The organism is Sutterella faecalis, assembly GCF_006337085.1.
In the GTDB taxonomy this organism is placed as follows: domain Bacteria; phylum Pseudomonadota; class Gammaproteobacteria; order Burkholderiales; family Burkholderiaceae_F; genus Sutterella; species Sutterella faecalis.
In genome coordinates this window covers 2,890,879-2,904,405 of sequence record NZ_CP040882.1, presented here as the reverse complement: position 1 = coordinate 2,904,405, position 13,527 = coordinate 2,890,879, and the positions used below count along the sequence as shown (strand labels likewise).

Genomic DNA, 13,527 nt, shown 5'->3' with positions numbered 1-13,527 from the left:
ACGGTTTTGCGCCTGAGGAAGTTTTCGTTCCGGGACAAAACGGATTAGACTTCACTTCACTCAATCGAAAGACTATTTTTAATAGCCTTTAATTAATAATCTAAGGACCCTTGCACATGTCTGACCAGGAACTTGCTGCCGGCTCTGCCGCCCCCGACTTCACGCTTGAGAGCGATGCCGGCGAATCCGTCACGCTTTCTTCCCTCAAGGGAAAGGGCGTCATTCTCTACTTCTATCCCAAGGACAACACTGCCGGCTGCACGGCTGAAGCCCAGGGCTTTCGCGATCATCGCGACGACTTTGCCGCCCTCGGCTACCAGATTCTCGGCGTTTCGCGCGACAGCGTGAAGAGCCACTGCAATTTCCGCGACAAGCAGTCGCTCAACTTCCCGCTCCTTTCCGACAAGGAAGAGACGGTGTGCAATCTTTACGGCGTGATGAAGGAAAAGATGATGTGCGGCAGAAAGTGCTTCGGCATTGAGCGCTCCACCTTCGTGATCGACCCTGAAGGAAAGATTCTTCATGCGCTTCGCGGCGTCAAGGCGAAGACCCACGTCGAGGAACTTCTCAAGCTTCTCAAGGCGTGAAGCTTTTCGCTTTTGAAATAGTCGAAAAAGCCGGATGCATCCCTTTAGGCTGCTCCGGCTTTTTGCTGTCGTTCATTCGGAGAGTCTGAATCAAGGCACCCGCATGCCTCTGAATTCATGGCACTTCCCGCAAAGAAGCCGCGGATGCTGATTGCCTTGACGGCATGAGGAGCCGATCTGCCGGCACTGCCATACCGCTCACTTGCCTCTATGAACGGCTCCCTATCATCGTCATACATTATCCCGAGCGGCATCACTCCGACGCGTCCTGATTGACGCTTTGAGGCCGCCGCTCTAGGCAGAATATCCATCGGCACTTTCTCTCAAGGGCCACTAAACGGGCGCAAAAGCTCTTCATTGAGATGCGCTTCACCCCGGGATCAGCCGGGTTTCAGCGGGCTCCAGCTGTTAACCTGAATTGACGAAAAGGACCTTCCGTCCTTTGAAACTCCAGGATGCCCAGAAATATGCAGCCCGCCTATCCACTGCCGCCAGCGCCCCTGCGCCTCGCTTCTGTCGAATCGGTTTTCCAGAACGCCCGGGAATATTTCGACAAGGGAGAACTCCCGCTTTTCGGCTCCGTTTTTGCGGATGAGCAGAAAGCCGGTCACGGGCAGTACAACCGCGCCTGGGAGAGCCGCCGCGGGAACGTTCATGCGGCAATCCGCCTCCCGCTTGCCGGCGTCTGGCAGACGGCGGCGAGCGCCGCGGCCCTTGCAGCGCTCATTGCCGACGAACTCGAGAAGCTGGGCTACGCCGTACTCATCAAGTGGCCCAACGACATCGTCGCGCTCACGCATAAAGGCGCCGCCAAGGCGGGCGGAATTCTGCTGAAGGAAATCGGCGGTCTTCTCACTGCCGGAATCGGGCTCAACCTTTCCTGGGCGCCGGGGGAGAATGTCCTGCGCGAGGGCGCGGCGCTCCCCGCGGGGAAGCTCGCGGATGCCGTGCCGCTTCATCAGAACGCTCCCGGAACGCCCTACTCGCGCCTCAGCGACCCCTATCTCCTCTGGTGCCGCATCGCAGCGCGCATCGCGCGGGAAGACCCGCTCGAACTTCTCGAGCGTTGGCGCGCCCTTGCCGAAGACTATCTCCTCTGGAAGGGCGAGAACATTTCCGTTCTTGACCCGGAAGGGCCGGGGAGCGGCAGACTCGAAGGGCGCCTCTTCGGGCTCTCCACGGAGGGCGAACTCGTCATCCAGTCGCACGCCCGGATGATCTCGTGCCTCCGCGGAAGCCTCACGCGAAACTGACCGCTTCGGAAGCAGTCGAATCACCTTTTTCTTCTCTCTTCCCGCCCCGATCCCTGAGGTCGGACCCAAAGCTTTGCCAATACAAAAAAGCACGCCGACCGCATGGGAAACGAGCATCGGAAGCTCTTCGGAGCGGGAATAAAACTACAAAAATCCAGCCAATCACCACACGCTTACAGGAAGGAAAATCCAGCATGCAGCAGCGCTCTTTTGAGGAGGTCCGCGAAAGTCTGCGCGGCAAGGTCATCCTTGTCGCCAACCGCGGCATACCAGCGAGACGAATAGCCCGCTCCATACGCGAAAGATTCAATGCCGTCGCGGCCGTCACCGCGACCGACATCGACAAGGCGGAGCCGGCAGCCGCCTCCGCACAGGAACTCATTCTTCTCGGCGCCGACCCCCGCGCCTATCTCGATCTCCCGAAAATCATCCGTCTTGCCCGCGAACGCGGTGCCATTGCCATTCACCCGGGCTGGGGCTTTGCCAGCGAAGACAATACCTTCCCCGAACTCTGCCGTGAGGCGGGCATCACCTTCATCGGCTCCTCGGCCGAAGCCATGCACCTTCTCGGCAACAAGGTCGAGGCGAGGCGCGTGGCACGGCGCCTCGGGATACCGGTCGTTCCGGGGTCCGACGAATCGGTCGACATTCCTGAGGCGCGGCGCCTCGCGCGCGAAATCGGCCTTCCGATCATGCTCAAAGCCGAGGGCGGCGGCGGCGGACGAGGAATCTTTCTCGTCACCTCAGAAGATGAACTCGAGGATGCCTTTGAAAAAGCCTCCGCCATGGCGCAGGCCTCATTCGGGAACCCCCGGCTATTCGTCGAAAAGTACCTCGCGCACGTTCACCACATTGAGATTCAGGTGATCGCCGACCACTGGGGAAATGTCTTTGCTTTCGACGAACGCGACTGCACGGTGCAGCGCAACAACCAGAAGCTCCTCGAGGTAACGCCCTCGCCCTGGGCGGGCATGACGCCCGAACTGCGCGCAAGGCTCAAGGAATACGCGAAGCGCCTCGTGCTTGACGTCGGCTACCACTCGGTCGCCACCGTCGAATTCCTCGTGACCGAGGACGGCACTCCCTACATGATCGAGGTGAATACGCGTCTGCAGGTCGAGCACGGCATTACGGAAAGCCGCTACGGCATCGACCTCGTCGAAGAGCAGATTGCCATTGCCTTCGGCTCGACCCTTCGCTTCACGGAAGATGCGGTAAAGCCCGCCTTCCATGCGCTACAGGTCCGAGTCAATCTGGAGGACCCGCAGGACGGCTTCACGCCGAATTCGGGCCTCATCACCCGCTACGTTTCGCCGGGCGGCCCGGGCGTGCGGCTCGACTCCAACCTCTCGGCGGGCTATGAATTCCCGCCCAACTACGACTCCGCGGGCGCGCTTCTCATCACCTATGCGCGCGACTGGCAGAAAACCCTCGGCATCATGGACCGCGCGCTATCGGAATACATGATCGGAGGCCCGAAGACCACGATTCCCTTCCTTCGCGGCGTCATCGGCCATCCGCTCTTCCGCGCCGGCAAGGTGACGACTACGTTCGTCAGGGAGCATCCGGAGCTTCTCGAGTACACGGACCTCGGTCCCGAGAGCGAGCGCCTCGCGAAGCTCGTCGCGGAAATCTCCGCCCGCGGCTTCAATCCTTACGTGTCGCTCGGCACCTACCGCTCGCGCACGACGCCGCGGCTCGGGAGCTTCACGCCCGTGCTTCCGCAGCTCTCCGAAGCGGCGCGCAGCGCGCCTTCTCCCTATCCGCAGAGCGACCGCGAATCCGTGCTCTCCTTCATCCGCGATACGGGACGCGTGCACTTCACCGACACGACGACCCGCGACATGACGCAGTCCAATCACGGCAACCGCATGCGCCTCGCCGAAGACCGCCTGATCGGACCCTTCCTCGACAACGCCGGACTCTTTTCGATTGAAAACGGCGGCGGCGCGCACTTCCATGTGGCGATGCTCGCCAACATGACCTACCCCTTTGAAGAGGCGCGCGAATGGAATGCCTTTGCGCCGAAGACCCTGAAGCAGCTTCTCGTCCGCTCCACGAACGTCCTCGGCTACTCGCCGCAGCCCAAGAACCTCATGCGGCTCACGGGCGAAATGATCTGCGAGCACTACGACGTCGTGCGGTGCTTCGACTTCCTCAATGAAGCCGAAAACATGCAACCCATCGCCGAGGTTGTGCTTTCGCGCCGCGACAAGCTCTTCGAACCGGCAATAGCGCTCTCGCGCGCCCCGTGGTTCGACGTCAGCTACTGCCTCCAATCCGCTGAGGCGATCCTTCGCATGGTCGCGAAGACCATGGGCGTTTCAGAAAGGGAAGCCGCCAGGAACTTCGTTCTCGGCCTCAAGGATATGGCGGGCGTCTGCTCGCCCGCCTTCATGACGGCGTTGGTCACGGCACTCAAAAAGCGCTGGCCTGAACTCGTGCTTCACTATCACCGCCATGCGACGGACGGGCTCTTTCTTCCCGCCTGCGCCGCAGCCGCTCAGGCGGGCTGCGAAATTCTCGATGCCGGTCTCGGCGCCTCGGTGAGAAGCTACGGCCAGGGGGACCTCCTGTCGCTTGCCGCCTACCTCGAGGACGAACTCGGCATGAAGACCCTCATCAACCGGGAAGCGATTTCGAAGGCGAATTTCGTCGCGAAGCAGGTGATGCCCTGGTTCGACCGCTACGCTTCGCCCTACTTCCAGGGCGTCGACTACGAAGTGACGCGCTACCAGATGCCGGGCGGAGCCACGTCTTCCTCCCAGGAAGGCGCCGTGAAGCAGGGCTACATTCAGCTCCTCCCCTTCATGCTCGAATTCCTCGAATGCACCCGCAGGATCGTACGCTATCACGACGTGACGCCGGGCTCGCAGATCACCTGGAACACGGCATTCCTTGCGGTCACGGGAGCTTACAAGCGGGGCGGCATGCCCGCGGTCGAGAAGCTCCTAGCCGCCGTCCGCATGGCAGGGACGAAGAAGACCAACCTCACGCCGGAAGAAAAGGCCGAGCGCCTTTCGATCTACGTCGACTGCAATGAAGCGTTCCGGAATCTCCTTCTCGGCAAATTCGGACGCCTGCCGCTCGGCTTCCCCGACGACTGGGTCTATGAGTCGGCATTCGGTCCGAGGTGGCGCGAAGCGCTCGCCTCGCGCAGCGAAGCGTCGCCCCTCGCGAACCTTGCTCCGGCAAACATTGAAGCGGAAAGGGAAGCGCTCGCGAAGCTTCTGAAGCGGGTTCCTTCGGCCGAAGAGCTCGTGATGTACCTCAACCATCCGGCCGACGCACTGAAGACGATTGAATTCCGAAAGAAATTCGGCGATCCGAACTGCCTGCCGCTCGATGTTTGGTTTGAGGGCCTCAAGTCCGGGCAGACCCTCAACTTCTCGAGCTCGGACGGGAAGCCCCACCAGCTTCATCTCCTTTCCATCGATCCGGTGAACGAGGAAGGCTTCTCAACCGTACGCTACGTGCTCGACAGCGAAATCCTCACGACCGACGTGAAGCTCGAAACGGGGTCCGCAAAGAAGGCGGGCGTCACGCTTGCCGATCCCTCCGTGCCGGGCGAAGTGGCAAGCCCCAGGAAGGCCGATCTCTGGATTGTGCACGTGGCCCCCGGCGACATCGTCAAGAAGGGTCAGGAGCTCTTCAATGTCTCCATCATGAAGCAGGAAAAGGCTGTCTGCGCTCCCATGGACGGCATTGTGAAGCGCGTCCTCAAGACCGCAGACTTCGCGCAGACCCGCCGCATGGTGCCTGTGGAAGAAGGCGAACTCATCGTTGAGCTCGGCCCCGTGCCCAAGCGCTGTCCCTGCTGCGGAGCACCGGCCGCTTCGAGAAAAGCGCTCTTCTGCGCCATCTGCGGCGCAAAGCTCCCGGAGGATGAGGAGAAGGCTTAACCCCTAAGCTCGAATAACGGGGAAGAAAGGCCGCGCCGGGGAGAATCCGCGCGGCCTTTCGATATTCTCAGCACCATCATTTGGAAGCAACTGGGAGTTCAATACTCCTTTTCATTAAAAGTCTGGTTGACCAGCTTTCGTGCCCGGAGCTTTTCTCTTAGATATTGCTCATCAAAAATGAGGCCCACTCATCGAAAATTTTGCGCATGTCCTCAAGTGGATAGGCTCGCATGTAAGCGCCGCCATACTTCGGAGAGAAGTGATCGAGGCATGCTTCAATAAAATCCGGGTCGAAAAGCTCGTGGCCGTACTTCGTGGGGTTCCGCGCCCAGGTATCGAAGGAAGCGCGTGCGAGACCGTGAGGAACTGGCAAACGATGGCGGCCGAAGTCGTCAACCTCGATCGGATCATGATAGGGATGACCTTCGGTCTCTCGGTCGATGCGCAGGATCAGCGCTCGCCACGTGTTGGGAGAGATATGACCGTTGCCATTTTGGAAGTTGCGGAAAACCCAATTCGGTTGTCCCGCCGGGGTCTCGTGTCGCGGAAGTCCCTGGAGGATTGCCACGGCCGCCGGCGACAGAGGCGTTTCACGGGCGAAGCTCAGGCCCTTAATCTTCATCTCTTCACGAGGGATCGTGAATACGCAGCGCTCCAAGTCGATCTGATCCCAACGCGCTTTAAGAACATTGTCGGAACGGCTTGCGGTCAGGATCGAAAAAAGAAGAGCTCTGGAGCCGCATCCCGACCGCCGCATGAGCTCCCGGCAGAAAGCAGGCATCTTCTCCGGTTCCAGATACGGCATGTGCGTCCGCTTCGGGCGGGCAGACGAAGGCGGAAGCAAGTGGCCGAGCGCGCCGCGCAGCGAGGCCGGGTTATCCATCAATGGAATTTTCTGAAGCGCCATACCCCAGTCATAGGCGCGCTTGATTTCTCCGATGCACTTTTCCGGAATGCTGCGCATCGAGAGCCACTTCGTTTGAAACTCTGCGGCTACGTCCTGCGCGGTGAGCTTCTTCGCGTCCTTGGCGAGGAATTTCTTCCCCATGTGATTATTGATCCATCCCTCGGCCTTTTTGACGTGGGGCATGCGGCCGCGATTATCCCAACGGCCGCGAGCATCCTCGGCCCTCAGGAAGTCCAAGAGCAACCGATAGACGGTATAGGTCGCTTCACGTTTTGATACTTTGAAGACCGTCCTCTTCTCTTCGGTCGGATCGCGTCCTTCTTCGATGGCTTCGACCATTTTGGCAGCCCGTGCGCGAGCAGCCGAAAGAGAAATTATGCCGTACTGCCCGATAGTCCATAAGCGTCTAACGCCACCGATATTTTTCACGAGGGCATATGCTTTCGCACGACCGGGCCTAATGCGAAGAACAAGACCAGGAACTCCTCCAAGCGCGGATGTCTTCGTCAGCGCTCTAACTTCTTTTTCTGTAAGAGGGCGAGCAAGTATGCGTGGCATGGCTACTCCGTCAAAGAAGACCCAAGGTCAAAGGTGACCCCAAAGGCAACCCAATTCGGGTCACCTTTCATTCTACGGACGGACCGTCTTGGGTCACCTTCTGGGTATGCTTTGAGCCGCGCACTAGCGATGCGCACCGCTCTTTTTTCTAAAGGGAAAGAAGTCCGGTAAAGCAGACAGAAAACCCTGCGCCGCAGGCATCTAGGCAATAAAAAAGCCCCAGGCCGTTTAAGCCAGGAGCTCTTTTGAATTCTGTGGATGGGGTGGGAGATGGGACTCGAACCCACGACAACCGGAATCACAATCCGGGACTCTACCAACTGAGCTACACCCACCATCCAGATTTTTTCTCACTTCGTCGCGTCTCGTTGAGAGCGCGTCGTTGTGAGAAGTGGAATTCTACGCACAAATAAAAATTTGTCAAGAGGCATGCAAAAAAATTTTGAATGTCGTCGCCATACGTCTGAACGACAGCATCATCCGGGTCGCCTGAAGACAAATTCCGGCACCGCGAAACTTTATAATCGGCGCGGTTCATGACTTAAGGCCTGCGGCCATACCTCGGAAGGGCCGGCCGCGGTCAGCAAAGGAGAAAAACATGACGCTTGCAACTTATGACTTCGCTTACGGCAACGGCCGGAAAACCTTTCAATACGACTCCGATGATGTGCTGAAGGTCGTCCGCACCGAACCCTTTGAAGTCATGCAGAACGTGCACGAGCATGTTCTGGAAGCGCTCTACCATCCGATCGGGCTGCCTCCCGTCAATGAGATCGTGAAGCCCGGCGACACGGTTGCCTTCATCTGCAACGATCCGACCCGCATTGCCAACAGCGAAATCTTCATGCCGATTCTCGTCAACGAGATGAATAAGCTCGGCGTTCCCGATGAGAACATGAAGATCGTCTTCGCGCTCGGCACGCACCGCGCCATGACGCCCGAAGAGATGGAAAAGGAGGTGAGCCCCGAAGTTGCCCGCCGCATCAAGATGTACAACAGCATCGCGACCAACAAGGACGACTTCGAATACTTCGGCACGACGTCCCTCGGCACTCCCGTCTGGATCAACAAGGAGCTCTGCCACGTCGACCACATCTTCCTCACGGGCACGATCGTTCACCACTACTTCTCCGGCTACGGCGGCGGCAGGAAGGCCATCCTTCCGGGATGCGCCGCGATGGAAACGGTCCGCATGAACCACAGCCACATGCTTTCCGAAAAAGCCGGCCTCGGCCGCATGGAAGGCAACCCCTGCTACGACGACCAGATGGAAGGCGTGGCGCTCTTTGCAAAAGGCCGCTCCCTCTTCCTCTTCAACGCCATCCTCAACGCCAAGCATGAATTCCTCAAGATTTTTGCGGGCGACTACATCAAGGCCCACAAGGAGGCCTGCAAGTTCGTCGACAAGGTCTACGGCTGCGAAATCCCGAAGGAAGCCGATCTCGTGATCGCCTCCTGCGGCGGCTACCCGAAGGACATCAATGTCTATCAGATGCAGAAGACGATGGACAATGCTGCCTGCGCCGTGAGAAAGGGCGGCGTCGTCATTCTCCTTGCAGAGTGCATTGAGGGCTCGGGGTCGGCCAAGCTCGAGGAAACCTTCCGCCGGCTCGGCACTCCCGAAGCCATCAGGAAGGAGCTCGAGGACAACTTCCAGATCGGCGCCAACAAGGCTTTTGCGATCACGCGGCCGATCAGCAAGGCAAAGTTCATTCTCGTCACGGCTCTCAACCGGGACCTTGCAAAGAGCATGCACTTTACGGCCGCTGTTGATACGGTTGAAGAAGCGCTCAAGCTCGCTCACGAGTACCTCGGAGATCATCCTTCGACCATCATGATGCCGGAGGGGTCCCTTACGGTGCCCCGCGTTGCACCTGAACACAACTGCTGCTGCAAGTGCGGCCGATAAAGTGCTGATAACGTATTAAGCTTCGTTCCAGAAGAGTCAAGCCCGCTCGCCAAAAGCGGGCTTGCGTTTTTCTCAAGTTCTTCCTTCCGACCTCATGTCCATCGCTGATAACGAGCAAAGTCTCCTTGAATTTCCGGAAATTCAGGCGCTTAAAGACGTTCTCCTGCGCATTGCCCCTTCGCGCGAATTCTGCATTGCTTATTCCGGAGGCCTTGACAGCCGCTTTTTGGCCTTTGCCGCCAAACACCTGGGCTTTGAAGCGCACCTCCTGCACATCATCGGACCGCAGATCGCTCCCGATGAAACAGCGCTCGCACTCAAGGACGCTGAAGCACTCGGCTATGAACCGCTCCTCGTGCCGGCGAGTTCCCTGTCGCTCCCGGAACTTGCCCGGGCAGGCACTCAGCGCTGCTATGTCTGCAAGCGTCATCTTTTTGAGACGCTCAAAGACATTGCGCGGAAGATGGAATGCGAAGGTCCGGTCTGCGACGGCACGAACACCTCGGACCTCACGGTCTATCGTCCCGGCATTCAGGCGCTCGAAGAGCTTCACATTTTTTCTCCCCTCGCCATGGCGGGAATTTCCAAGCAGAGAATTCGCGAAATCGGTCGTGCTGTGGGATTTCCCAATCCGGAGCAAGCCGCACGGCCCTGCCTCCTCACGCGCTTTCCTTACGGCACGACGCCTACCCAGGGCGAACTCGAGGCGCTCGCAGATGCTGAACTCTGTGTTGCGAACGATGCCTTCGGCTCCCGTCTGCGCTTTCGCATCCGGATGCCCGACAAGACGACAACGCTTCTGCATGTTGAAAAAAAATCGTTTGATGCCGTACCCAATGCAGACGTCGAGCTCAAGAACCTGATCGGGAAGCTTCATCAGAAATTCGGTGATCGACTCCCCGGACTGCGTGCTGAAGTGCTCGAAAGTCTTTCGGGCTACTACGACCGCCTGCAGCAGCCGGAAATCTGATTCAAGACCGGTTGGACTGGAAAAAGACGTCTCAGTTGAGGCGTCTTTTTTTCATGGGCAGCATCAATATTATATGATAAACAGTTTCGTATAAAATATATCATACATTTTCATCAATCCATTTTTGATCAGTACTACATAAATCATACGCATTCATATTTATACTTATTATAAAGTGACGAATATTTACAACAAATTGAAATTTTTATGTTTTTATTACTCCCTTCCGCTTCCCCTGGAAGACAGGGAGTCACAGTAAAACAACGCCCATCCGCGGCATCCGATTCAAAACGAAAACATTCCAATCTCCCTAGAATCCCTTCACCGTTAAAGACGCCTTCTGCGGCTGCGCACCTTTTCCCGTCATTTCTCCCGATTCTCTTTTGAATCGTCCTGCGCATCCCAATGGCCTCGTCATTCCTATCTTTCTGAAGCCCGCAAAAAATATGCTGACCCGCGGATTCTTCAGACTTCAACCACGGAGGTCCTCATGATCACCGCAACGAAAATCACCTATGCCGGCCCTGCCATGTCGAAGGACATGGGCGGAGCGGCCTTCTGCGCCTGGGTTGCCGCGCTTACCTTTTTTGCGCTCGCAGCCGACCAGGTTTCGCCCTACATTGCAGAAGCCTTTGTGCCGGTTGTGATCGTCATCTCCACCGTTTTTGCCGTGCTTGCACTTGGAAGCACCGTGAGCGCCGTGCATCTCACCAAAGCGGGTGTTTGGAAATCCCGACGCCCCATGGTCATTCTTGCCGCCGCAGCAGCGCTCATCTCCGTGCTCCCTGCCCTCTGGTATGTCTCCGGGCTCTGGCACATTCTTCCCGGGACAGTCGCCGTCACGGGACTCACTTCCGTTGTTTTTGTTCTGCTTGCCGTCAAGGCCGGGCTTTCAAGTTCCATTGAAGCCGAGAAAGCGCGCTATTGATCAAAAAACAGTGAAAGCGTCCGGCGGCGGCAACGGATGCTTTTTTTCTCGTGCACAATGGAGTTCTTCGCAACCATCGAATCTCGTGCCGCGCACTATGAACATTCGCACTTTCTGCCGCCGAACCTCTCTTGCCCTCTCTGCGCTTTGCCTTGCCGGCGTTCTCTCAGGCTGCTCGGATTCTGAGGTTGCCGATGTTTCACTGGGGTTCCTCACCTTCAAAAACATCAAGCTCGATGCTTTCGTGGACGAAAAAATCCCCGGCGTTACCTGCCACGTCGCAAGCATCGAATCCCCGCTCACCCTTGCAGACCCGTCAGACAGCGCCATCTCCTGCCGTCAGACCGGCGACATTACGCCGGCAATGATTGATGCCGTCGACAAGTCGCGCGACGGCGAAGTGATCTTCACGAAATCGAAGAGCATCTTCTTCAAGACAATGAAGATCCGCCGCATCTACGATCCGGCCAACCAGACGCTCATCTATCTTTCCTATTCAACCAAGGAGACGAGCGGCAGCTTCAAGCACTCCATATCCACGGTACCGCTCTGGGGCTCATCGGCCTATCAAAAGCCGCTGCCCCCGGCGCCCGGAAAAGAACTTTGACGCGGGATCAAATCGGTCAAGGAATTGCGAACGACTTTCGTTCGCAACGCTAGAATGCTTCCCTAACCAGCTTCCTGAAGCCGCTCTCATCAGAAAGGCGGCTCAATCCTTGAGGAGATTTCATTCATGGTTTCCGTAACCGAAGTTCGCCAGCTTATTCATGATCGCCCGGGCATCAGCCTGCGCGATCTTTCCTGGCACTTCAAAGTTTCCGCCCCGATGATGGAAATGATGCTCGACAAGCTTGTTTCCCGCGGAGACGTGGAAGTAGTGCATCAGGTCAGCTGCTGCGGAGGTGACTGCGGCTGCTCCGGCGAAGGCCATGGCAAGGGCTATCGTCTGACGCTGCGCGCCGCCGCTGCACTGCAGTCGAAAACGGTGTGAGCTTTCCTGCGGAAAGAAAGTGTTACATCTTAAAGATTGCACTTTCGCAGGAATAAAGGCATAATGATTTGAGTTGTGGTGCAGGTGGTCTTTCGTTTCCGGAAGAAGCTGAACCAAGTCGTTGGAGGGAGTCCTTGCAGCAAGCTCTATTAGCAGCACGCTGAGCTTGGATGAAGTTCCTCAGGAAAACCGCCGGCCACAAATAGACGAAGGGTGTGATCTATCGATGATCGCGCCCTTTTTTGTTCTGCTTCATTTTCTGTTTCGGCGCTTTCATCATGCTGCCCAAACACGTTTTTGCGCTTGCCCTCGGCACGCTTGCGCTCGGCATCGCTGAATTCTCAATGATGTCGATTCTTCTGCCCACGGCAGAGGATTTGGCGGTCTCCGTACCGGAAGCCGGGCATTTCATTTCCGCCTACGCCACCGGCGTCTGCGCCGGGGTGGCACTGATGGTAACGGTCGCGCGCAAAATTCCGCTCAAGCGGCTTCTCCTCATCATCGCCGGACTCATCTGCCTCGGGAATGCGCTCACGATCTTTGCTCCGAGCTATTCCCTCATGATCGTCTCGCGCTTCATCGCGGGGCTTCCGCACGGCGCCTTCTTCGGCGTGGGTTCCATCGTCTGCGCCAAGCTTGCGGGTCCGGGGAAGGCATCGCACGACGTAAGCATGATGGTTGCCGGCATGACGATCGCAAACCTCGGAGGCGTACCGCTTGCGAGCTTTCTCGCATGGGCGCTTTCCTGGCGAGCCGCCTTCGTTATAGCGGCGTTTCTCGCCCTGCTCGCGCTTCTTGCAATACGCTTGTGGGTTCCGCAGACGGAACCGCTGCCGGACCGCGGCTTCAAAGCGCAGTTCCGCTTTCTCGGCACGCTTGAGCCCTGGCTCGTGCTCGGCGCCATTGGTCTCGGCAACGGGGGCTTCTTTGCCTACTATTCCTATGTCAATCCGGTAATCGAGCACGTGGCGGAAATTCCCGCGAGCATGATGTCCCTCGTCATCACGCTTGCCGGCGCCGGCATGGTGCTCGGCAATCTGTTCTGCGCGAAGATCTCGTCAAGGTTCTCGGATCCTTCACTTGCCGCTGCCGGTCAGGGGTGCCTCTTCATCACGCTAGTCGCCCTCTTTTTCATGGCGCACTGGGCGCCGGCAGCCATTCTGCTTACTGCACTCGCGGCAGCCTGCGTCTTCTTTATTTCCGGGCCCGAACAGGTCATGATGATTGAGAACGCGGGCGAAGGGCAGCTCCTTGCCGCAGCCCTCGCGCAATGCTCCTTCAACGCCGGGAATGCCGTCGGCGCCTGGCTGGGAGGCCTTCCGATCGAAGCCGGCAAAGCCGCCAACTGGGCGGCCATGCCGGGCATTTTCCTTGCGCTCGCCGGGTTCGGACTGCTGTTCGCCAAGTGGCAGATACACCTTGTACGGCAGCGCGAGCGGATGGAAGACCGCGTTGAGGCGCTGCAGGAAGCGCTCAAAGAGAAAAAGAATTAGAAGATGGATTGCGGCAACGGCGCCGGTTC

The 13,527-nt window shown here is 58.0% G+C and carries 10 protein-coding genes and 1 tRNA gene; 9 read left to right on the top strand and 2 right to left on the bottom strand.

Annotated features, from left to right (window positions below):
• Nucleotides 1–116 precede the first annotated feature (116 nt).
• The 3 genes from bcp (at nucleotide 117) to FG381_RS12165 (ending at nucleotide 5,742) form a co-directional block, all read left to right on the top strand.
• Complete coding sequence (bcp, locus tag FG381_RS12175; RefSeq protein ID WP_139689033.1) at nucleotides 117–587, top strand: thioredoxin-dependent thiol peroxidase; 471 nt, start codon at nucleotides 117–119, stop codon at nucleotides 585–587.
• Between the two features lie 467 nt (nucleotides 588–1,054).
• Nucleotides 1,055–1,840: a hypothetical protein gene (locus tag FG381_RS12170; RefSeq protein WP_139689032.1), complete on the top strand. Its 786-nt coding sequence runs from the start codon at nucleotides 1,055–1,057 to the stop codon at nucleotides 1,838–1,840.
• Nucleotides 1,841–2,034: 194 nt separating this feature from the next.
• Nucleotides 2,035–5,742 carry a pyruvate carboxylase gene (locus tag FG381_RS12165; protein ID WP_139689031.1) on the top strand — a complete coding sequence of 1,236 codons (3,708 nt, stop codon included), beginning with the start codon at nucleotides 2,035–2,037 and terminating at the stop codon, nucleotides 5,740–5,742.
• Between the two features lie 157 nt (nucleotides 5,743–5,899).
• Here the strand turns inward: FG381_RS12165 and FG381_RS12160 are convergent, their stop codons facing one another.
• Both FG381_RS12160 and FG381_RS12155 read right to left on the bottom strand, forming a co-directional pair.
• Entirely contained in the window at nucleotides 5,900–7,207 is a 1,308-nt protein-coding gene (locus FG381_RS12160; protein ID WP_139689030.1) for a tyrosine-type recombinase/integrase, read from the bottom strand.
• A 259-nt stretch (nucleotides 7,208–7,466) separates the two neighbouring features.
• Nucleotides 7,467–7,542: transfer RNA gene (locus FG381_RS12155), tRNA-His, on the bottom strand.
• A 263-nt stretch (nucleotides 7,543–7,805) separates the two neighbouring features.
• Between FG381_RS12155 and FG381_RS12150 the strand changes: the two genes are divergently transcribed.
• From FG381_RS12150 to FG381_RS12125, 6 genes are all read left to right on the top strand, one after another.
• Nucleotides 7,806–9,116 carry a nickel-dependent lactate racemase family protein gene (locus FG381_RS12150; protein ID WP_139689029.1) on the top strand — a complete coding sequence of 437 codons (1,311 nt, stop codon included), beginning with the start codon at nucleotides 7,806–7,808 and terminating at the stop codon, nucleotides 9,114–9,116.
• A gap of 94 nt (nucleotides 9,117–9,210) precedes the next feature.
• Nucleotides 9,211–10,086, top strand: coding sequence for an adenine nucleotide alpha-hydrolase family protein (locus FG381_RS12145; RefSeq protein ID WP_139689028.1), 876 nt, complete (start codon nucleotides 9,211–9,213; stop codon nucleotides 10,084–10,086).
• A 490-nt stretch (nucleotides 10,087–10,576) separates the two neighbouring features.
• A complete protein-coding gene (locus FG381_RS12140; protein ID WP_139689027.1) occupies nucleotides 10,577–11,014 on the top strand; it encodes a hypothetical protein in 438 nt (145 codons plus the stop codon).
• A 97-nt stretch (nucleotides 11,015–11,111) separates the two neighbouring features.
• Nucleotides 11,112–11,621 carry a CreA family protein gene (locus FG381_RS12135; RefSeq protein ID WP_139689026.1) on the top strand — a complete coding sequence of 170 codons (510 nt, stop codon included), beginning with the start codon at nucleotides 11,112–11,114 and terminating at the stop codon, nucleotides 11,619–11,621.
• A gap of 126 nt (nucleotides 11,622–11,747) precedes the next feature.
• Nucleotides 11,748–12,005 carry a FeoC-like transcriptional regulator gene (locus FG381_RS12130; protein ID WP_139689025.1) on the top strand — a complete coding sequence of 86 codons (258 nt, stop codon included), beginning with the start codon at nucleotides 11,748–11,750 and terminating at the stop codon, nucleotides 12,003–12,005.
• 278 nt (nucleotides 12,006–12,283) lie between these two features.
• Nucleotides 12,284–13,498 (top strand): MFS transporter, encoded by a 1,215-nt coding sequence (locus FG381_RS12125; protein ID WP_139689024.1) that lies wholly within the window; start codon nucleotides 12,284–12,286, stop codon nucleotides 13,496–13,498.
• Nucleotides 13,499–13,527: the final 29 nt, after the last annotated feature.

Excerpts from the sequence above, each read along its gene's own strand:
- bcp (WP_139689033.1), top strand. The coding sequence starts at position 117 with ATGTCTGACCAGGAACTTGCTGCCGGCTCTGCCGCCCCCGACTTCACG.
- FG381_RS12170 (WP_139689032.1), top strand. The coding sequence starts at position 1,055 with ATGCAGCCCGCCTATCCACTGCCGCCAGCGCCCCTGCGCCTCGCTTCT.
- FG381_RS12165 (WP_139689031.1), top strand. The coding sequence starts at position 2,035 with ATGCAGCAGCGCTCTTTTGAGGAGGTCCGCGAAAGTCTGCGCGGCAAG.
- FG381_RS12160 (WP_139689030.1), bottom strand. The coding sequence starts at position 7,207 with ATGCCACGCATACTTGCTCGCCCTCTTACAGAAAAAGAAGTTAGAGCG.
- FG381_RS12150 (WP_139689029.1), top strand. The coding sequence starts at position 7,806 with ATGACGCTTGCAACTTATGACTTCGCTTACGGCAACGGCCGGAAAACC.
- FG381_RS12145 (WP_139689028.1), top strand. The coding sequence starts at position 9,211 with ATGTCCATCGCTGATAACGAGCAAAGTCTCCTTGAATTTCCGGAAATT.
- FG381_RS12140 (WP_139689027.1), top strand. The coding sequence starts at position 10,577 with ATGATCACCGCAACGAAAATCACCTATGCCGGCCCTGCCATGTCGAAG.
- FG381_RS12135 (WP_139689026.1), top strand. The coding sequence starts at position 11,112 with ATGAACATTCGCACTTTCTGCCGCCGAACCTCTCTTGCCCTCTCTGCG.
- FG381_RS12130 (WP_139689025.1), top strand. The coding sequence starts at position 11,748 with ATGGTTTCCGTAACCGAAGTTCGCCAGCTTATTCATGATCGCCCGGGC.
- FG381_RS12125 (WP_139689024.1), top strand. The coding sequence starts at position 12,284 with ATGCTGCCCAAACACGTTTTTGCGCTTGCCCTCGGCACGCTTGCGCTC.